The organism is Streptomyces sp. NPDC005963 (assembly GCF_040638655.1).
In the GTDB taxonomy this organism is placed as follows: Bacteria; Actinomycetota; Actinomycetes; order Streptomycetales; family Streptomycetaceae; genus Streptomyces.
The window spans coordinates 103540-121230 of record NZ_JBEXVD010000011.1; the positions used below are offsets into that span (position 1 = coordinate 103540).

Consider the following 17691-nt stretch of genomic DNA (forward strand, 5'->3'; position numbering starts at 1 on the left):
GTGGGTCTCGCGGGCGCCATCGGCGCTCGGTCGGCCGTCCCGAGATGTCCACCCCGGCCGCATCGGCAGTTCCCCAGGGTGTCGGGCAGCGACTCTCTTCCCGGAGCTGACCGCTGCGTCGAGCGGAGCGCCGGGGCGGGCGGCTGCCCGGTCAGAGTCCGGTCATCGGCATGCCCCCGGTCCCCGTAGATCATCCAAGGTAACGGCCCGACCTGCGAGTTGCGAACGGGCGGGCGCTTCCAGACCGTCCAGGAAGACCTGGAGGTGGCGGTGGACGAAGTGATCGAGCTTCGCGCATTCGGTGCCGGGGAGCGGTCGAGCCAGTTGCCCCAGGGCCACCAGGAGATCCCCGAGACCGACGTCCTCGCGCATCCGCCCCGCGGCCTGGGCGCGTTCGATCAGTTCCCGTACGGCCCCTTCGAGCCGATCACGGCCGGCCAGTAGGTCCGGGTGGTCCTTGTCGAAGTCCCCGGCGATCATCGGGCAGAGCGCCCCGATGCGCTCGTCGGCAGCCGCGTGGACGAATCGACGGACGGCGGCGAAGGGGTCGCCCTCCTCCGCGGCCTGTCGCACCTGTTCATGGATGCGGTCCAGGACCGACACCACGACGGCGTGTACGAGTGCGGCGCGGTCGGAAAAGTGACGGTAGACCGTGGCGTTGCCGACACCTGCCGTACGGGCGACCTCGTCGAGCGGCACGTTCGGCCCCAGCTCGGCGAACATCTCCCGGGCGGCGGAGACGATCCGCTCCCGGTTGCGCAGGGCGTCAGCGCGCGGCCTGGGGACCTGTCGCACGTTCGTCTCTGCGGCGGTGCTCACGCGCCCACTCCCTCTCCATGCCATCCCCCGACAACCGGGGAGACCGTCCCCGCTTTTCGAAGACGATAAGGCAAACGGGGAAACGTTCCCCACTTATTTCTTCCTCCCATGTGACGTGGGTCACTGCCCTTCGAAGGGGCCTCCGTCTGAAGTCCAGGGCGTCCCACGAACGGCCCACCGGACGGGCGGGAGGACACCACCCGTCACAGGCTGATCCACAGAGCGCAGCGAGATCCGGCCTGCTGCCGCGGACCCGAAGGCGGATGCATGCACCCCACACGCCACCGGATACGCCCCGCCCGCAGAACCCGCCGTCTCACCGTCCTCGCCGGCGTCGCCGCTCTCGCCCTCGCCTCCCTCACCACCGCGAGCACCACCCTCCCGACCCCCGCCCGGGTCTCCGCGGGCCCCGTCGCCGCCCCGGACAAAACCGGAGTCGGACCGTGCCGGCTCCCGCCCGCCCTGGGAATCCAGATGTCGGAGGGGGTCCCCACCCCGGCCGGCTACTCGCCCTCCATAGGCGAGGTCCGAGCCCTCAACCTCATGATCGACTTCCCGGACGCGGAGGGAGAGGGAGAGGCGCTGGACCGGTTGGCCGAGTTCTTCCCCCAGACGTCCGACTGGTTCCGCACCAGTTCGTACGGACGGCTGAACTACCAGTCCCATGCGCCCGTCACCGACTGGCTGCGGATGCCGCTGTCGTTCGAGGAGTACGGCATAGAGCGCGGATCACCGTACGAGCCGGGCTACCGGAAGCTGGTCGAGGACATCGTCCTGGTCGCCGACGAAGAGGTCGACTTCAGCGCGTACGACCTGCTCAACATCATCGTCACCCCGAACGCCGGCCCGTCGGCGCTGGACACCGTGCTCTCCGTGACCTTCTCCGGCAACGCGGAGGCCCCGACCGCAGACGGCGTACCGCTGGCCAACACCTCGTTCGTCTACAGCCGCCAGGACGACGGCTCGGGGTCCTACGCCGAGACCGGCTACCGCGTACTGCCCCATGAGAACGGCCACGTCTTCGGCCTGCCCGACCTCTACACCGCCGAAGGCGGCGGTGCGGTGGGGCACTGGGACATCATGTCCGAGGACTGGGGGGCCAACAACGACCTGCTCGGCTGGCACAAGTGGAAGCTGGGCTGGTTGGACACGGACCAGATCAGCTGCGCCTCGGTACCCGGGACCACCGAACACACCCTGACCCCGCTGGCCACGGCGGGCGGCCACAAGATGACCATCGTGCCGCTGACCTCGGACGAGGGGTACGCCATCGAAGTCCGCACCAGGGCGGGCAACGACGAAGCGGTGTGCCGGCCGGGGGTGCTGATCTATCGCGTCCACGCCGGAGTGGACACCGGACAGGGACCGGTGACCGTCGCTGACAGCGAACGCGACAGCGGCGGCTGCACCCGCAAGCCCAACGTCCACGCGGAACTCTCGGACGCGCCCTACCGCCCGGGACAGACCTTCACCGACGAGAGAAACGGTGTCGAGATCTCCGTCGTGAAGGAGGACGGCGACCAGTACCGGGTGCGCGTCAGCCGCTCGTGAACTCCTGCGCCGCCGCTCCGGGTGTTGATCCGCCTCTCGACCGCACGACCCGATCACGGAGGACCCCGCGCAGAATCTTCCCCGCGGCGTTGCGCGGGACCTCCCCGAAACTCATCAGGGTCGGCACCTGGTAGGCGGCGATCCGACCGACCAGTTCGGCGGTCAACTGCTCCACACCGGCAACGGCCCCCTCGCGCAGCCGGACGACAGCCGCGACCTCCTCGCCGAGCCGGTCGTGGGGCACGCCGAACACGGCGGCGTCGGCGACGGCCGGCAGCTCGTGGAGGGCTGCCTCCACCCGGGCGCAGTACACGTTCTCGCCACCGCGGACCACCACCTCCTTGATCCGTCCGGCGACGCAGACCCGGCCCTCCCGCACGGTCGCCAGATCGCCCGTCCTGAGCCAGCCGTCCACGAAGGCGTCACCGGTGGCGGTCTCGTCACGCCAGTAGCCGCGCATCACCGACTGGCCGCGCAGCTGGAGTTCGCCGAGTTCCCCTTCGGGGAGCGGTCGCCCGTCCGTTCCGACGACCCGCACCTCGATCGTGGGCGCGGCGGTGCCCGCTCCCTCGGGCTCGTCCCGGTAGGCGTCACCGCAGTGGGCGAGCACTCCGCCGCTCGTCTCGGTGAGCCCGTACCCGGTACGCGGCTCGATCCGGCGCCCGTGGCGCGCGGCGAGCCGAGCCACCAGGGCCGGGGGTGCGACGGCCCCACCGGTGGACAGATGGGTGAGGCTCGCCAGGTCATCGCCCGTGCGCTCCGCGGCGTCCAGCAGATCGAGTGCAACGGTGGGAACCCCGGAGAAGTGGGTCACGCCGTGCTCCCTCATCAGCCCGAGCGCGGCACCGGCGTCCCACTTCCGCATCAGCACGAGGGTCCCGCCGACGCTCATGGCCGAGTACAGGGCGGTGAAGGCGGCCACGTGGAAGAAGGGGTAGGTCATCAGGGCGACGGGCGCGGGCCCCTGCCCCGGGAACCGCCCATCGGCGAGCGCGGCCAACGCCGCGTGATACCGCGGATGCTGGGCCGCTCCGGCCTGCGCAAGATGGGTTGCCACCACGCCCCGGGGCCGTCCGGTGGTCCCCGAGGTGTAGAAGATGGTGGCATCGTCCTCGGCGCGCACCTCGATCCCGGGCGGGGCGGTGCGGGGATCGGCCACGGGGAAGTCCTCGTACCGCTCGACGGTCTCATCGCGCTGAAAGACGGTCCCATCGCCCTGAAAAATGACTGCGCGCGCCCCGACCCGCTTGCGCCAGTCGTCGACGAGTGCCAACCCCTCTCCATCGACGAGCAGCACCCGCGGCCCGCAGTCGTCGAGCGCCTCCTGCAACTCTGCCGAGGTCCACCAGGTGTTGAGGGGTACGGCGATCAGCCCCGCCAACTGCGCCGCCCAGAAGGCGATCTGCCACTCGGGACGATTGCGCATCAGTACGGCGGCACGGTCGCCGGGCCGTAGCCCGTACTCCTCGACGAACCGCCGCGCGAGCGCACAGGCCGCGGCCAGGAACTCGCGGTACGTGTAGGACGTGCTCTCCCCCACGAGAAACACCTGGTCGCCGAAGCCCCAGGTGACCTCCACGAACTCCACCAACGTCCGCGGCCCGTCCGCGTAGAGCAGACCCCCGTCCTCCCCGCGCACCACGGCAAAGGGCGCCCCGTCAGCGGTGAGCGCCCGCACGGCCCTGCCCTCGGCAACGGCCCTGTCTTCGGCATTCGACACGGCTGCCTCACTCCTGACACGACGGTCAACGAACCTCGGTGGTCCCATCCGAGCCCCATGATCGAATTTCCTCACACGGCACGGCAGCCACCCTGCCGCCTGGCCGACCTCATGGTCAACGGCACTGCCGGACGGCACGCACGATGGACCACCCACGGAACGGGACCACCCGCCTCGGGCTCGCCCACCCCACCGAACCCCCGACAAAGGCCATCAACACCCCCATCCCGAACCCTCGGGTACCGCCCGCAGCCACCCGCTAGACTGTCCGCGGCGGCCAAGCCCTCCCGAGGGCCGATCCACCACACGCCTGTCGGCAGGCTGAACGGAAGCCGGCCCCACTCGGGTCGACTTCGGGTCACTGCTTTCCGACGGAACCCCGCCTTCGTAGCTCAGGGGATAGAGCACCGCTCTCCTAAAGCGGGTGTCGCAGGTTCGAATCCTGCCGGGGGCACCAGCCAAAAGGCGCCGGACCGATCATGGTCCGGGGCCTTTGACATCCACGTTTGACATCAACGTCCATGATCACTGACGGTCGGGACGCCTCTTGAGCAGCCGGTCCATGTGGCTGATCGCCTCCCGCTTGGTGTCCTGGACGACATGCGTGTACACGTCCATGGTGATGCTGATCTGGCTGTGGCCGAGGATCTCCATCACGACCCGGGGAGCGACCCCGGCCGCGGTGAGGAGGGTCGCACAGCCGTGCCGTGCGTCGTGCAACCGGATGACGCGGAGGCCGGCAGACTCGGCGACACGGGTGAAGGAGCGGTAGACGTTGCGCGGCTCGACCGGATGACCGGTGCGAGTGGCGAAGACGTACCCGCGCTCATCCCACAGCTCCGCGGCTCGTTGCTTGGCGGCAGCCTGGCGCAGCCGATGCCATCGAAGCGGCGGAACACACATCGCGGGGAGCGGCAGCGCACGACGGCGACGGTTCTTCGTCTCGTCGTTGTAGAGGACTCCGCGCCGCCGCTGGACCTGCTGCCGCACGTGGATCACGCGGTTGTCCAGGTCGACATCAACCCAGCGAAGACCGACGATCTCGCCCCGGCGGAGCCCCATGGCGATCGCGAGGACGAAGGCCGCATAGAGCGGGTCCTTTCGCGACGCCGCCAGGAAGTCGAGCGTTTCATCCAGTGTCCAGGGGGTCAGCTCCCGTGTGCTGGGGCGTGGCGGCTCCACCAGCCCGGCCACGTTCCTGGCGATGAGCTCTTCCCTGCAGGCCGCTGTGAGGGCCGTGCGAAGGACCCGGTGGGACTCCTTCGCCGTGGCAGCGGTCGTCTTGTTCTCCAACTGGACGAGGAAACGCCGGACGTCCCCGACGCTGAGGGATTCCAGCCGCTTCGTGCCGAGCAACGGCGCCAGGTAGAGCCGGACGTGTGCCTCGTACTTGTCGTACGTGCTGAGCTTCCGGCGAGGCTTGATGATGTTGTCCAGCCAGTACGGCAGCCATTCGGCGAGCTTGGCCGACTTGGTCGGTACGGGGATGCCGCTGTCCACCTTGGCCAGGAGCTCCCGGCGCTTGGTGTCGCACTCCGCCCAGGTCTTGCCGTAGGCGAACTTGCGGGCGCGGGTGCCGTCCGGTTGGAGGACGTAGACGGCTGCCTGATAGCGGCCGTCCTTGCGCTTGGTGATGGTCCCCGCGCCATTCGGGTTGCGTTTGCGTTGCTGAGCCATCAGGCAGCCGCCTCCAGTTGGTTGCTGATGTAGTCGCGGATGGCGCGTGCCGGGATGCGGCGGCAGCGACCGATGGTGAGCGAGGGCAGACGGCGGGAGCGGATCAGGTCGTAGACGGTGGACCGACCGAGCTTGAGCCGGGCCATGACGTCGGGAACGGTCAGCAGCTCGTCTTCAGGCATGGGCCGGTTCTCCTTCCGTTCCCGGTGCGGGGGCGAGGGTGGCTGTTAGCCATTCCTCGGTGGGGGTGAGGCCGGTTCCGGTGTAGGTCCAGTGGGCGAGGACGTACGTCGTTTCCTCGGACTGGCCTTCCGGGATTGCTTGGACGCGTCGCCATTCGGCGCGGGCATGGCGGAGGGTGCCCAGGGTGGTGGAGTAGTGGCGGGTTTTGGTGGAGAAGTGGCCGCGGAAGCCGAGCATGTGCGCCCATGCCCGGAGCCGTAGTTCTGCCAGGTCTTTGCGTGCGCCGAGGGTCCAGCAGGTGCGGATCATGCGGCGTGCGTGGTCGGTCAGATCGAGATGGGCAAGCTCGGCGACGAACCGCAACGGGCGGTCGAGGGTGCCCGTCGCGGTCTCGGCCCCCTTGGTCGCGTACTTGGCGATATACGCGGCGACCGCACGATCAGTCAGCTCACTGCCACCCGTGAAGTCGCTGCCGCGGATGGTGCGGACGTCGAGTTGCCGACCGAACGCGAACCGGTGAGCACGTCCATCGACCACCGGCCCGGAAACTCTTGCCGAGCGGACTGCGGCTTGGATGGCGTCGGTGAGGAGTTCGGCGGTGGCCCAGACCGGGGGTGGGGTGGTGTCGCCGTCGGGGCCGTCGAGGCGGATCACGGCATGGAAGTGGACAGCCCCGCGCCGCTGGTACTCGGCGACCTTGGCAAACGAGACCCGGGCCACGTGCCGGAAGTCCCGTTGGGTGAGTCCGGCTCGCTTGGCGATCTCGCGGCGCAGGTAGATCGAGAACCGCCGCCACAACATCCCCGCATGGGCGTTCCACAGCACCGCGGCTTCATAGTCGTACGTCGACGGGTTGAGCGGGGTACCGAGGGCGGGATCGTCGGCCGGATGGTTGGTGCCGCACCGGCAGGCTGGGCGACCACTGGGCCGGTTGTGGACAGGGCCGAAGCCGGGTGCGGTGAACGTGGCGAACACCCGAGGATGCGTGGAGACCTGTTCCGGAGTGCCCTTGCCCCCGCGCAGGCCGGCGGTGATCAGCTGGAAGGTGTCACGCCGATACACCTCAGCACAGGCCGTGCAACGAGTGGCCCGCCGGTTGTTGCACCGCACCAGCAGACTCCCCGCCGGAAGGTCAGCGGAGTCGAGACTATGCAGCACCGCACCGATCTCCCCCGATGAGGTATCGAGTCGGTGCTCCGTGCGGTGGCCGTCGAGACGAATGGGGTGGAGGCAGCCGCCCAGGCCGCGAAGTTGACGAGCCAGCGCGGGCAGCGTGCCGAAGGTAGCGAGTGCGCCCAGTTCCTTGAGTGGGACCGAGGTGGTTCCGGTAGTAATGGTGCTTCTCCTTGTTCTGACGTGTGTGTCGGGCGAAGGGGAAGGCCCGCCGGGACGGCGGATGCTTGGCGGTATCGGTGCCGTCCCGGTGGGCCGCTCAGCGGCGGTCGGTGCCGTTGACGATGTCGACACCGGTCCGGGTGCCGGAGTCGATGGCGGGGGCGAGCACGGTTTCGCTGAGGTAGAAGCCGAACAGCGCGATGACGACGACGATCCAGAGGCGGACGCCGAGGAACTTGATCGCGCCCCAGGCGATGACGCCCAGGATCAGGACGAGTGGCAGAGAGACGTTTACGGTCGGGACCTCCTGTCAGCGGATGGCGCAGCGGTGAGTTCGGGCGGCCAGCTCAGCGGCGGAGCGGGATGCGTAGTCGGCGGAGAGTCCGCAGCGGGGAGCCGTACAGGCTGCGGTGTGTCGTTCGCGGCCCCGGTGGTCGTACGAGGTGCCGACGTGCACGGGTCCGATACGGGCTAGGTCACGGAAGCGTTTGGGCGCCATGGGCGGCAGTCCTTTCAGGTGAGTTGGGCGGTGATCCGGTCCGCGAGCGCTTGCGGTACGCCGAGGCGGGCACGGAGGGTTGCGCCGTCGATGGGTTGGCCGGTCCGGTCCTGGTGGGCGGTGGCCACCTTCCGGGCGTGATCCAGCAGGGCAGCGGGGACAGCTGCGCAGCTTGGCCGCACATCGGGTTCCGGATCGGGCTCAGGCTCCGGTTCCGCAGTGGGCGGAGCAGTTTTCGGCTGGTGAGCGAGGAGAGTCCCGCCAAGGAAGGCGACCGCAGGCCATCCGGCGACGAGGATGCGGAGCCAGTCCGGCACGTCGCTGAGGTCGAGGAGTCCGGCGGTGGCGATGTTGGCGCCGAGGGAGGCCGCCAGCGCGGTGACGAACCAGCACCACCCGGACGCGGCTGAGTGCCCCGAACGCAGCCGACGCCAGGCCGCCACAAGCAGCAGGTCGACCGAGATCGGATAGGCCCACGCCTTCCAGCCGCCCTGTCCCGCGGCTTCGGCCAAGTCGTGCAGATGGGCGAAGGACAGTGCACCAGCGATCACGGCTTGGATCAGTACGGCGTCGATCTTGGCCAGGTGATGACGCATGGCGGAGCCCTCCAATCGGATTTGGGCATGGCGGGGGTAGGGAGTTGGCGCTTGAGTGGTCAGTGGGTGACGGGGTGCGGCTTGCTCAGCGGCATCGGAGGTTGCCCGGGAATCCACGGCATGGCAGGCCGGAAGCGGCTCAGCGCAGGTAGGTCCGGTGCCAGGACGGCTGTATCGCGGCAAACGGCGGCAGCGTCCTGAAGTGCGAGGTACGGAGTGCGGATGCGGGTCCAGCCGCCGGAGGTGTCTCCCGCGACAGCGAGGCCAGGGCGTTCAGGGGCGATGGAGCAGGCCGCCATGACAGCTTCCGGCGCGATGTCGCCCAAGGCCATCTTGGCCGAGGCTTCGTCGTTGACGCGGTGGCAGACTCGGCCGGTCAGCTGGGCCCGGAGCATGGTCGCTCCCTTGCCGAGTTCGGCCCCGAAGCGCTGCCCGCAGACTTCGAGATAGATGCCGGCCGCACGGCCGAGCTGGGCGAGCCTGATCAGCTGCGTGACCATCTCGTCCCGCCGTTCCTCGTCCTCCTTGGTCGCGGTCAGGAAGAGTTCCGCCACCTCATCGACGAACAGCACGATCGGCACCGGTCGTTCATGCTCGGCCAGGCCCCAGATATCCGACGCGGCGCACTCCCCCGGGCTCCCGGAGTTCGCCCCTTGCCGAGCTTTGATCAGGTCGTACCGGTCTTCCATTTCCTGTACGAGTACGGGCAGGAGTTCGGCGGCCTGATCCGGGTCGGTGGCCAGGGCGGAGAGCCGGGGAGCGAAGGGAGCCAGTTCGACACCCCGTTTGCAGTCGATGCCGACGAGGGCGATCGGCTGAGTGGCGAGTCCGGCGATCAGGTTCCGCAGGTACATCGACTTGCCCGACAGGGTCGCGCCGAGGGTGAGTTGGTGGGGAATGGTCAGGTAGTCCCGTACGAACGGAAGCGAGTCTTCCCGTAGGGCGACCGGCACGCACAGCGGCTTCACCGCCACGGCCTTGGGCATTCGGACGTTCCGCAGGAGGTCGAAGCCCACCAGCCGCAGTTCGACCACACCGGGCTTGACGGCGGCGACGTGCACCGCGTGTACGCCCCACGCGTGCCGCAGCCGCTCCGTCGAGGCAGCGAGGTCCGCCGGTTCCTGGCCGGGTGCGAGCCGGACGCGGAACCGCATTCCGGTCGCGGTCGGTCTGATCAGTCCACGCCGAGGTGGCACCGGCCGGACCTCTCGCCGGGTTGCCGCTGTGACGACCAGGACCCTCAGCCGGGACGGAGCGACCGCCAGGCCGCAGGAGTCCATGACCGACCCGTACGAGATGAGGACCCGGACGACTGAGAGCGGCAGGCCCACAACCAACCAGTACAGGGCCGGATACCGGGCCTTGGCCCAGACCGCCCCACCGCCGAGTGCGACGACGAGGCAGCCCAGAAGGGCGAGCGTCAGCGGACCGGGCATCTCAGACACCGGCACCGACTGTCGCACCGGCGGTCAGCGCGGCGGCTCGGTAGGCGATGCCGTGCCGTGCCTGGCCGTTGAACACCGACTCCCACGGGCGGGCGACCAGACCGGGCAGCGAGACGAGCCCGCCCAGGGGCAGCCCCTGTGTGATGCCGCTTTCGGGAACGGTGACGTGGACCAGAGCGGACTCGCCTTCGTCGATGTAGACGACGCCGACCTTCATCAACGCCTCACCGGTCTCGGCATCCTTGGCGATCTCACCGGTCTGCCGGTCGCGGACTTTGGGCTCAGGAATCTCGGTCAGCAGGATCGTCGCGGTGGAGGTGTCAACACGGATGGAACGCACGGGATGTCTCCTCAGAGGTTCACCTCAATGCATCTAGTCATCTAGACAAGATGCATCGGGATACAGGGTTCAGCAGGAACGAGACCCAGAGTGCCACACCTCTTGACCACTCGTCTATACGAGTTGGCGTTTTCGTGTGTACGAGTTCGCCGCGATCGATTCCCCGAGGGTCCGTCAGCATCCCGTGCGCACAGGCCGGTTAGGTGGCGGGCAGCTGGTAGTTCAGTACGTACGCATCCGCCGCCATGACCGTGTCGCAGACCTCCACCGCCCGTCCCTTGGTGTCGAAGGCGGTACGGATGAGATGGAAGACAGGCACACCGGCAGCGAGCCGCAGCGTCCTGACCTCCTGCGGCGAGGGCATCCGGGCCTTGATCTCTTCCTCGAAGTGGTCGAGGGTGTGGCCGAGTTCTTCCAGTCGGGCGTAGATGCCGCCAGGCCCCGGGTTGGGTTGGGCGATCGGGGTGTCGCGGGCGAGGTCGAGCGGCAGATACGAGACGGCGAACTCAACCGGCCGGCCGTCGAGCAGATAGCGACGGCGCCGAGCCAGGACCTTGCGGGGAGCTCCCAGCCGAGCCGAGATATCAGGGGTCGGACGCTCCTCTTTCACTTCCAGGTTGTCCACTTCAGGGTGACTGCCAGCCGCATCGGCCTCCACGATGAAGGCGGACTTCCCCTGCTCCCGGTGACGGCGGGCGAATCGGTCCGAGGCGAGACGGCGAACCGGCGGCCGAGGCCGGACGAAGACGCCCTTGCCGTGTTCGGACGAGACCAGGCCCTCACTCTGGAGGATGGAAAGCGCGTTGCGGACCGTCATCCGGGAGACGCTGAAATGCTCGACCAACTCGGACTCCGAGGGCAGCTTGGCCCCCTCGGCGAATCGCCCCTTGTCGATGGCTTCCCGCAGCTGATCGGCGATCTGCCGGAAGACGGCGCGGTCGCTGGTGGGGTCCAGTGAGCCGAGCAGGCCGGACGCAAGAGCGGACATGTGCACTCCTTTGGATATCTAGACAAGAGGCTGAGTGCTGTTGCTACGGTGAGCAGCCTAGCCAGCCCGCCGGGACGAGGAACGCCGAACGTGACTGATGCCGAACGCCCCCACTCCGTGAGCGTCGCCGGAGTGATCGTGGACGACCACGGTCGCGCCCTGCTGATCAAGCGACGCGACAACGGACACTGGGAGCCGCCCGGCGGAGTGGTCGAAGCCGGGGAGACCCTGCCCGAGGCGCTTCAGCGGGAGGTGCTGGAAGAGACCGGCATCAAGATCGAGCTTCCCGCGACCCTGACCGGCATCTACAAGAACATGACGGGCCTGATCGTCTCGCTCGTCTTCCGCTGCCGTGCCATCGAGGGCCAGCCGACCACCGGTGACGAGACCAAGGCTTTGCGTTGGGTCACCCGCGACGAGGCGGCCGAGCTGGCCGACGAGGCGTATGCGATCCGAGTCCAGGACGCACTCGACACCATGACCCCGCCTGCCGTCCGAGCCCACGACGGCGTGCGACTCATCTAGTACAAACCATCGGTCCATAGCCGCCCACCAGCATAAAGGAACTTGTATGCACGAGTATATGAGTGAAATCCGAGTCTGGGGCCTCACTTGTCCAGGATTCCGAGAGGAGGTGAGCCGGGCCAGGCGCTGGACCCGCGACATCCTCAACGGCCACCCGAGCACGGACGACGTCGCAGTGATCGTCACGGAGCTCAGCGCCAACGCACTCCGGCACACGGCCAGCGGCGAGAAGAACGGCGCCTTCCACATCACACTCGCGCTCGCCGAGCACGCCGTCTTCGTATCAGTGGCCGACGCGGGGAGCAGTAGCACCGTCCCGAGGGTGACGTGCGCCGATGACATGGCGGTCAGCGGCCGAGGGCTCGACATGGTCACCACACTCGCCGACAGAGTCGCCATCCACAGCACCGGCCACGGCCACACCATCACCGCGGAACTCCGAACGCAGGAGCCAGAGGGGCACCCATGGTGACGCCCCTATCCGCCTTACCAAGCCGCCCCACCTATTGGTGCGAGGCCACCGCCCAACCCACGACCGGTGGCAACACCTGCTGGCTCGGCTCCTATATGGCCCGCAGCCCCCGCCTGGCCTTGCGGTGGTTCACCCGCCGGGTCCGCGATGTCACCGACCAACTCGATCCCCACTACGCCGCCCCCGGCCGCCACTGGCTCACCGACCACACCGAGCACGAGCGCGCCCGAACATCCCTGGCCGAAGGCGAGATGTACACCCTCACCCTCCACGACGACACCGCACGGTACGTACTCTCCGCCCGCCCCACAGGAACGACCCTATGACCGCGCGACTCGTCACCCCCGGCTTCTGGTGCGAATGCCAGACCCACACCACTACCGCCATGACACCCGTACTGGTCGGCTCACTCAACACTGACAGTGCAGTGCAGGCCGTCCGCTGGATCAGAACCGCGGTACGCACCATCGTTCCGGCACTGGACCCAGAGCCGTTCCAACAGGTCCTCGACTGGCTCACGCTGGAGTACCTCAACACCGTCTTGACCCTCAACTCTGGCCAACCGATTGCATTCACGGTCACCCAGGCCACCACCACGATCCAATGGACCGCCAGACCAGTGCACTTCCTCCACCTGGCCCACCGCCAGACTGGCAACCTCCCAGCCTGCGCAGACCAGTACACCGAGCCGCCGTGGACTCAGTGAGAACAACTTTCTCTACGGTTTCAAGGCGTCTCGCTTCGCTCGCCGCACGCGGTCCGGCTCTGGCCGGGCCCGCCGCTCCTGTCTCCGCCCCGCTCCGGCCCCGGCTCCGCCGGCCGCGCCGAGAGCGGGTGGGTGGGTGGTGAACCCCGATGTGGCTGGGGCGGTCGGCTCCGCGGCTTTAGGCAGCCACCATGGGGCGAGCCTCTAAGATCGGGGCCCACATCGTGCCATTGCGGGCAGGTCCACAGACCGCCCGATTCGCCGAAAGCTTACGGGCCCCGATCTCTCGCCCCATGGCAGCTCCCGCCCAAAGCCGCTCCACCGACCGGACTCACCTGCGGATAACCGAGGTGCCCTCAAGAGGTCGAGTAATGAACTGAGCGTCGACTACTCCTCAAAGAAACTCTGAAAAATAAGGTCGAACTCGCATTGGATATCAGCCGCTTCCAAAGCGAGCGCAGATCTCATCCCGCTCGCCGTTCGATGCTCATCACAGAAGTTCTGGGCTGCAGTAAGTTTGTCTCCTACAACCGAAGAAGGGTAATAGTCCTCGATTGTTCCACGTTCAAGCACATAGATCTTTTCCTCACGCAGCGTCGCAATCAAGGAGGATTTTGCCTCTTCGATCTCGCGGTTGAGCGGATACTTGATTGCGCTGACCCGTAGGTCACGCGTCACGACGCGAGTGAAGAATTCATCAACCTTTTGCCTCACATGAGGCCAATCACCCTCTCCCGCCAAAAACATATCTGCGGCCTGCTTCGCGTCTCGCCAAAGCTCCTTCATGGCTGGCGCGTCACGAGCTTTTCGAGCCTGATTACTCGAAAGATCGTAGGATGCCGCGCCTTCCTTTGCGATCACTGCACCAACAAGCGACATGAGATGGCGCTGTTTTTTCATGGAGTCTTCGCTAGCTCCTAGCTTATTGAACCCCTCGGAAATTGCGTCCAGATCTGCAAGCACCGCAACCGAAACACCAAACCGCTCAAAGAATTCTCGATATCTTCCGATGCTGGACTTACCATTGACTCGCGCAATGGCTACAGATCGCCTATCGAAATCCCAATCAGGGCACAGAGTGCGAGCAACGTGCGGGATCAAAATGTGGTCACTGTCACCCTCAACCAGAAGGACCTTGTCGGAAAAGAAAGCGGCATCATTGTTCTCTTGGCGAATCATCTGAAACTGATCTTTCGCCTTTAGGTGCGAGAGATCTACGGGATAGGCAACAGCCTCTGGAGGTGTAACGTTTCGGTCTTTTGCAATCTTCACAAAGGTGCCGGTAGCTTGCGGGCTATAGAAGGATGTGGAGTGAGTACTTACCAGCACATGATTATCCTGAGCGAATACTCTCAACGCTTCGAAGAGTTGACGTTGTGCACGCGGATGAAGAAAAAGTTCAGGCTCCTCAAACAACAGGAAGTAGGGCCTCCGTGCCGTTTCGGGAAATCCTCCGCGCATGGAGGCTCGCAACTCCGCATAAGCTCTGAGGATGGCAAAGGTTATAGACCTCCGGAGACCATCTCCCTTGCTCTTGAACGCCCCACGGACTCCGTCATCGACTGTAATTGTTGCGTTCGAGAGAATGCTCTTGAGGTCAGGCGGAGGGATTTCAATTTGTGTGACGGTATCCGGAAAGGCTGCTTGGAGATTCCTCTGTACCAGCTGTTCAATCTGCCGGACCTCGGCCAACCTTTCATCTACCTGAGTGCCGTCTTCCTGAATTTCAACATTTAGATACCCACGGAGTTGCCCAAACAGCGAACTCAGATCTGCAAGCTGCGGCTTAATTTGCTCAAAGAGGATCCCAAGCAATTTCCCAAATGAGGCACTTTCGGTGGTCTTCAGATCGTCCGAGAGCTCTTTAACTGCAGGAATGTAAATAACTTCCGGAAGGAGCGCCTGAATGGATCTATCCATTCCGGTAGGAAGCTCCACATCGCCTTTCACTCGCTCAGAAGGAGGAAGATCACTGGCCAGTCTTGCGACCGCCTCCTTGACTTCTTTTTGAGTGGTTTTCTGCGAAAGAACCTCCCGCAACTGAGGAAATACGTAGATGACACTCTCTCTTAGCTCCTCGCCTCGTTTCCCTGCGACGAGCTCATTGACAGAAGACGGCCAATAACTCTTGTCGGAAGGGACTTCATCCACCTGGCGAAGAAGCCCCCTGCCAGGACTTTTATAAACACGAGAAAGCGTTAGCTTGCCTCCCTCGGTTGCCTTTTCAATTCTCCCCCGATGCTCTTCGGCGAGACGCGCTAGATCTTCATCCTTTATCTCCTCAAAGACAATCTCGATGCGGAGTTGGCTACTTTTGTCATAGAAGTCAGAGTCCTTCAGGGTCGGACCGCTGAAGAATATGTCCAGCGCTTGCAGAATAGATGACTTCCCTGCGTTATTTTCGCCAATTATGCAACCAAATTGAGAGATCGGCATTTTCAGATCTCGGAGACCTCGATAATTTTGGACATGTATATGCGAGATCCGCATTGCAGTGCCTCTCATGGATCACGGTTTGTTCGCCCTAGGGTGCAAGGGGCATGAGCTGAACAGCCTAGATCCACGAGGCTCCCGTTCGAGGCGTGTTGGACAAACTGGCCTCCGCGCGCCAAAGCACCTGGCCTCCAGAGGTACTGGCTCAGAAACCCGTACCATCGACATTTTGGCCTTGTACTGCAACACCAGGACCACAAGTCCACTGGCATCCCATGGGTTTCGGTAGTCTCTGGAGCTTGGCTCCCAGGTCTGAGTAGAGAAGACCTGCCACATGTCGCAACGGCTGGCTGAGCACACCGAAGCACGCAGGAGCTTCCGCACTAGGGAGCTTGTGACGAGCGATGCGTCGAGTTCGTACGCGACCCTCTGTCGAACGAAGACCCCCCGGTCTGACATCACCAGCTGACATCAACGTCGCCGGACAGCAACGGATCCCGGCATCTGAAACTGGACTCCGAACCGCCGGGGGAGCACTAGCCCAAGCAGTTGGCTTGGCCGAGCGATCGAACTCCTAAAGCGGGTGTCGCAGGTTCGAATCCTGCCGGGGGCACAGGACGAAGGGCCAGTTCAGAGGCTTGATTCCCTCGAACTGGCCCTTCTTCATGATCACGGCCGTGCCACCCCGTGCCGGAAGCCCGCGCTGGGAGTCCGCGACGCCCCGCTCTTTCCGGATCGTCGAGCCGATCGGCAATCTCCCGATCACGACCGTTGCGGTACGAGAGGCCACCCGTAGCGCACCTGGCCCGAAGGCTCCGCATCATCGCGGGCAGTTAGAGTCCGCCCTGTGAACGAGCACGAGGCGAGGATGGCCCGTCCCCGCATGGCAGCCGGCGCTCTCTTCTTCGACGAAGCCGGTCGCGTCCTGCTCGTGGAACCGTCCTACAAGGACTACCGCGATGTACCGGGCGGCTATGTCGAACGAGGCGAGTCACCCTTGAAAGCCTGCACGCGGGAGATTCACGAGGAACTGGGCATCACACCCCGCGTCGGCCGTCTGCTCGTCGTGGACTGGGCACCGAATCCAGGGGAGGGGGACAAAATCCTCTACCTCTTCGACGGCGGCCTCCTCAGCACAGACCACCGCCACCAGGTCGCGCTGCGGGCCGACGAACTCCACGGCTACGACTTCCACCACGCCGAACGGTTGCCAGAGCTCACCATCCCCCGCCTCGTACGCCGCATCACCGCTGCCATCCAGGCCCGCCTGGATGGCCTGACTGTCTATCTGGAACATGGCGAGCCGCCAGAAGCAGGCTCCTGACCAGGTCGAGTACCCGCGTTCACAGTCTCGTCCGTGGTCTCATTCGCACCCGTCCGCACAACAGCGTCAAGCACGCCGTCAGGATCCGGTTCCGCACCTCACGCGATTGCCCCAGGGCGAATCCTGCCGGTGCACGGCGACCGCAGCAGGACAGAGCATTCCGTCCGTGTGAGCGGATCTTGAGGCTGGTCTGCGCCGACCGTGTATCCCCCAGCACAAAAGCCCCAGCCCTCCCCGAGTGGAAGGCCAGGGCCCTTGCTTGCCGGCGAAGGGGGTCAGGCGACCAAGGCCACCTCGGTGCCGGGTGCCGTGCCCGGGTAGGCGTCGTTGACCAGGTTGAGTTGGCTCTGCATGTACCAGGTGCTGAGGCCGAAGGCGAAGAACAGGAGCGTGGCCGTGGTGGGGTTGCACGTCACCGGGAGGCCGGCCGCGCGTTGTGCGTTGGCGATGGCCCGTGCCGTGTTGCGGAAGGAGATCAGCGGTGCGATCAGGGTCCAGCCCAGGAAGATCAGCACGAGAACGCTGCCGCCCGGCTTGAGGACGCGCCGCCGGTCGAACTCCTGCAGTTCGTTGAGGATCTTGTAGTACCAGACCAGTTGGTAGACCCCGAGGGTGATCAGCGGTAGGCCGATCCACACCGCGGCCGGTCCGCGACGCTTCATGGTCAGGCCGGTCAAGCGGCCGGCCACGGGGGCCTCGGCGCCTTGGGGCGCGACGGCGACCCCGGCGGCGGGCGCGGTGTTCTGGCTCGAATCGGCGTTGGGCTGGACGTCAACCATGTAGCGGGCTCCGTTTATCCATGTCGTGGTGCTGGTGTGAGCCGGAGCAGCGTGACAGGGGAGCGAAGGGCACGTGAGGGCAGTTGCCTGTTCGTTACCGGCTGTCACGTCATCGTGATCAAGTCGGTCTCGGAGGCGGTCCGCGCGTACCTGGGCGCGATCGCGCTCCCTCGGTGTTGCGGCGTCGGTGTCCGGTCCCGGAAGGCTCGGCACCGCCGTTGGCGAGGGCTCCGCGCCGGGCCCGCACCCCATTCACAGACACTGGACGTGGACGGCCCGAGCGTCACAGCATGTGACGA

Annotated in this window: 19 protein-coding genes and 1 tRNA gene; 7 read left to right on the top strand and 13 right to left on the bottom strand. The window is 65.9% G+C overall.

Annotated elements, in window-relative coordinates:
* Positions 1-162 precede the first annotated feature (162 nt).
* Positions 163-843 carry a TetR/AcrR family transcriptional regulator gene (locus tag ABZ348_RS17465; RefSeq protein WP_358933874.1) on the bottom strand — a complete coding sequence of 227 codons (681 nt, stop codon included), beginning with the start codon at positions 841-843 and terminating at the stop codon, positions 163-165.
* Positions 844-1086: 243 nt separating this feature from the next.
* Here ABZ348_RS17465 and ABZ348_RS17470 point away from each other — a divergent pair, with 243 nt between their 5' ends.
* Positions 1087-2370: a M6 family metalloprotease domain-containing protein gene (locus tag ABZ348_RS17470; protein ID WP_358933876.1), complete on the top strand. Its 1284-nt coding sequence runs from the start codon at positions 1087-1089 to the stop codon at positions 2368-2370.
* Here the strand turns inward: ABZ348_RS17470 and ABZ348_RS17475 are convergent.
* Positions 2357-4090 carry a class I adenylate-forming enzyme family protein gene (locus ABZ348_RS17475; protein WP_358933878.1) on the bottom strand — a complete coding sequence of 578 codons (1734 nt, stop codon included), beginning with the start codon at positions 4088-4090 and terminating at the stop codon, positions 2357-2359. The genes ABZ348_RS17470 and ABZ348_RS17475 overlap by 14 nt on opposite strands.
* Positions 4091-4471: 381 nt before the next feature.
* Here ABZ348_RS17475 and ABZ348_RS17480 point away from each other — a divergent pair.
* Positions 4472-4547, top strand: a tRNA-Arg gene (locus ABZ348_RS17480).
* A gap of 68 nt (positions 4548-4615) precedes the next feature.
* On the opposite strand, the gene ABZ348_RS17485 is transcribed toward ABZ348_RS17480, so the two are convergent.
* From ABZ348_RS17485 to ABZ348_RS17525, 9 genes are all read right to left on the bottom strand, one after another.
* The gene (locus tag ABZ348_RS17485) at positions 4616-5767 is read right to left on the bottom strand and encodes a site-specific integrase (RefSeq protein WP_329020327.1); all 1152 of its coding nucleotides are present in this window, start codon (positions 5765-5767) and stop codon (positions 4616-4618) included.
* The gene (locus tag ABZ348_RS17490; RefSeq protein WP_358933880.1) at positions 5767-5949 is read right to left on the bottom strand and encodes a helix-turn-helix domain-containing protein; all 183 of its coding nucleotides are present in this window, start codon (positions 5947-5949) and stop codon (positions 5767-5769) included. The genes ABZ348_RS17485 and ABZ348_RS17490 overlap by 1 nt, the downstream gene beginning before the upstream one ends.
* Positions 5942-7222: a replication initiator gene (locus ABZ348_RS17495; RefSeq protein ID WP_358934033.1), complete on the bottom strand. Its 1281-nt coding sequence runs from the start codon at positions 7220-7222 to the stop codon at positions 5942-5944. The genes ABZ348_RS17490 and ABZ348_RS17495 overlap by 8 nt, the downstream gene beginning before the upstream one ends.
* A 160-nt stretch (positions 7223-7382) precedes the next feature.
* The gene (locus ABZ348_RS17500; protein ID WP_358934035.1) at positions 7383-7568 is read right to left on the bottom strand and encodes a hypothetical protein; all 186 of its coding nucleotides are present in this window, start codon (positions 7566-7568) and stop codon (positions 7383-7385) included.
* 27 nt (positions 7569-7595) lie between these two features.
* A complete protein-coding gene (locus tag ABZ348_RS17505) occupies positions 7596-7784 on the bottom strand; it encodes a mobile element transfer protein (RefSeq protein WP_358933882.1) in 189 nt (62 codons plus the stop codon).
* Positions 7785-7798: 14 nt separating this feature from the next.
* On the bottom strand, positions 7799-8380 hold the full coding sequence (locus tag ABZ348_RS17510; RefSeq protein WP_358933884.1) for a DUF2637 domain-containing protein: 582 nt from the start codon (positions 8378-8380) through the stop codon (positions 7799-7801).
* Positions 8381-8439: 59 nt separating this feature from the next.
* A complete protein-coding gene (locus ABZ348_RS17515; RefSeq protein WP_358934037.1) occupies positions 8440-9816 on the bottom strand; it encodes an FtsK/SpoIIIE domain-containing protein in 1377 nt (458 codons plus the stop codon).
* Between the two features lies 1 nt (position 9817).
* Positions 9818-10165, bottom strand: a complete 348-nt coding sequence (locus ABZ348_RS17520; protein WP_358876726.1) for a hypothetical protein — start codon at positions 10163-10165, stop codon at positions 9818-9820.
* A gap of 199 nt (positions 10166-10364) precedes the next feature.
* Positions 10365-11153: a GntR family transcriptional regulator gene (locus ABZ348_RS17525; RefSeq protein ID WP_250921675.1), complete on the bottom strand. Its 789-nt coding sequence runs from the start codon at positions 11151-11153 to the stop codon at positions 10365-10367.
* A 117-nt stretch (positions 11154-11270) separates the two neighbouring features.
* On the opposite strand from ABZ348_RS17525, the gene ABZ348_RS17530 reads away from it, so the two are divergent.
* From ABZ348_RS17530 to ABZ348_RS17545, 4 genes are all read left to right on the top strand, one after another.
* Entirely contained in the window at positions 11271-11678 is a 408-nt protein-coding gene (locus ABZ348_RS17530) for an NUDIX domain-containing protein (RefSeq protein ID WP_250921826.1), read from the top strand.
* A gap of 46 nt (positions 11679-11724) precedes the next feature.
* Positions 11725-12150: an ATP-binding protein gene (locus ABZ348_RS17535; protein ID WP_358933886.1), complete on the top strand. Its 426-nt coding sequence runs from the start codon at positions 11725-11727 to the stop codon at positions 12148-12150.
* Between the two features lie 95 nt (positions 12151-12245).
* Entirely contained in the window at positions 12246-12476 is a 231-nt protein-coding gene (locus tag ABZ348_RS17540; protein WP_358933888.1) for a hypothetical protein, read from the top strand.
* Complete coding sequence (locus tag ABZ348_RS17545) at positions 12473-12856, top strand: hypothetical protein (RefSeq protein ID WP_358933890.1); 384 nt, start codon at positions 12473-12475, stop codon at positions 12854-12856. Before ABZ348_RS17540 ends, ABZ348_RS17545 begins: the two co-directional genes overlap by 4 nt.
* Before the next feature lie 387 nt (positions 12857-13243).
* Here ABZ348_RS17545 and ABZ348_RS17550 read toward each other — a convergent pair whose 3' ends face one another.
* Positions 13244-15361: an AAA family ATPase gene (locus ABZ348_RS17550; protein WP_358933891.1), complete on the bottom strand. Its 2118-nt coding sequence runs from the start codon at positions 15359-15361 to the stop codon at positions 13244-13246.
* A 796-nt stretch (positions 15362-16157) separates the two neighbouring features.
* Here ABZ348_RS17550 and ABZ348_RS17555 point away from each other — a divergent pair.
* Entirely contained in the window at positions 16158-16613 is a 456-nt protein-coding gene (locus ABZ348_RS17555; RefSeq protein ID WP_358934039.1) for an NUDIX hydrolase, read from the top strand.
* Between the two features lie 275 nt (positions 16614-16888).
* On the opposite strand, the gene ABZ348_RS17560 is transcribed toward ABZ348_RS17555, so the two are convergent.
* Positions 16889-17392 carry a DUF4234 domain-containing protein gene (locus tag ABZ348_RS17560; protein ID WP_358933892.1) on the bottom strand — a complete coding sequence of 168 codons (504 nt, stop codon included), beginning with the start codon at positions 17390-17392 and terminating at the stop codon, positions 16889-16891.
* Positions 17393-17691 lie beyond the last annotated feature (299 nt).

Excerpts from the sequence above, each read along its gene's own strand:
- ABZ348_RS17525 (WP_250921675.1), bottom strand. The coding sequence starts at position 11,153 with ATGTCCGCTCTTGCGTCCGGCCTGCTCGGCTCACTGGACCCCACCAGC.
- ABZ348_RS17560 (WP_358933892.1), bottom strand. The coding sequence starts at position 17,392 with ATGGTTGACGTCCAGCCCAACGCCGATTCGAGCCAGAACACCGCGCCC.
- ABZ348_RS17470 (WP_358933876.1), top strand. The coding sequence starts at position 1,087 with ATGCACCCCACACGCCACCGGATACGCCCCGCCCGCAGAACCCGCCGT.
- ABZ348_RS17550 (WP_358933891.1), bottom strand. The coding sequence starts at position 15,361 with ATGAGAGGCACTGCAATGCGGATCTCGCATATACATGTCCAAAATTAT.
- ABZ348_RS17540 (WP_358933888.1), top strand. The coding sequence starts at position 12,246 with ATGGCCCGCAGCCCCCGCCTGGCCTTGCGGTGGTTCACCCGCCGGGTC.
- ABZ348_RS17515 (WP_358934037.1), bottom strand. The coding sequence starts at position 9,816 with ATGCCCGGTCCGCTGACGCTCGCCCTTCTGGGCTGCCTCGTCGTCGCA.
- ABZ348_RS17465 (WP_358933874.1), bottom strand. The coding sequence starts at position 843 with ATGGCATGGAGAGGGAGTGGGCGCGTGAGCACCGCCGCAGAGACGAAC.
- ABZ348_RS17555 (WP_358934039.1), top strand. The coding sequence starts at position 16,158 with ATGGCCCGTCCCCGCATGGCAGCCGGCGCTCTCTTCTTCGACGAAGCC.
- ABZ348_RS17535 (WP_358933886.1), top strand. The coding sequence starts at position 11,725 with ATGCACGAGTATATGAGTGAAATCCGAGTCTGGGGCCTCACTTGTCCA.
- ABZ348_RS17490 (WP_358933880.1), bottom strand. The coding sequence starts at position 5,949 with ATGCCTGAAGACGAGCTGCTGACCGTTCCCGACGTCATGGCCCGGCTC.
- ABZ348_RS17545 (WP_358933890.1), top strand. The coding sequence starts at position 12,473 with ATGACCGCGCGACTCGTCACCCCCGGCTTCTGGTGCGAATGCCAGACC.
- ABZ348_RS17510 (WP_358933884.1), bottom strand. The coding sequence starts at position 8,380 with ATGCGTCATCACCTGGCCAAGATCGACGCCGTACTGATCCAAGCCGTG.
- ABZ348_RS17505 (WP_358933882.1), bottom strand. The coding sequence starts at position 7,784 with ATGGCGCCCAAACGCTTCCGTGACCTAGCCCGTATCGGACCCGTGCAC.
- ABZ348_RS17485 (WP_329020327.1), bottom strand. The coding sequence starts at position 5,767 with ATGGCTCAGCAACGCAAACGCAACCCGAATGGCGCGGGGACCATCACC.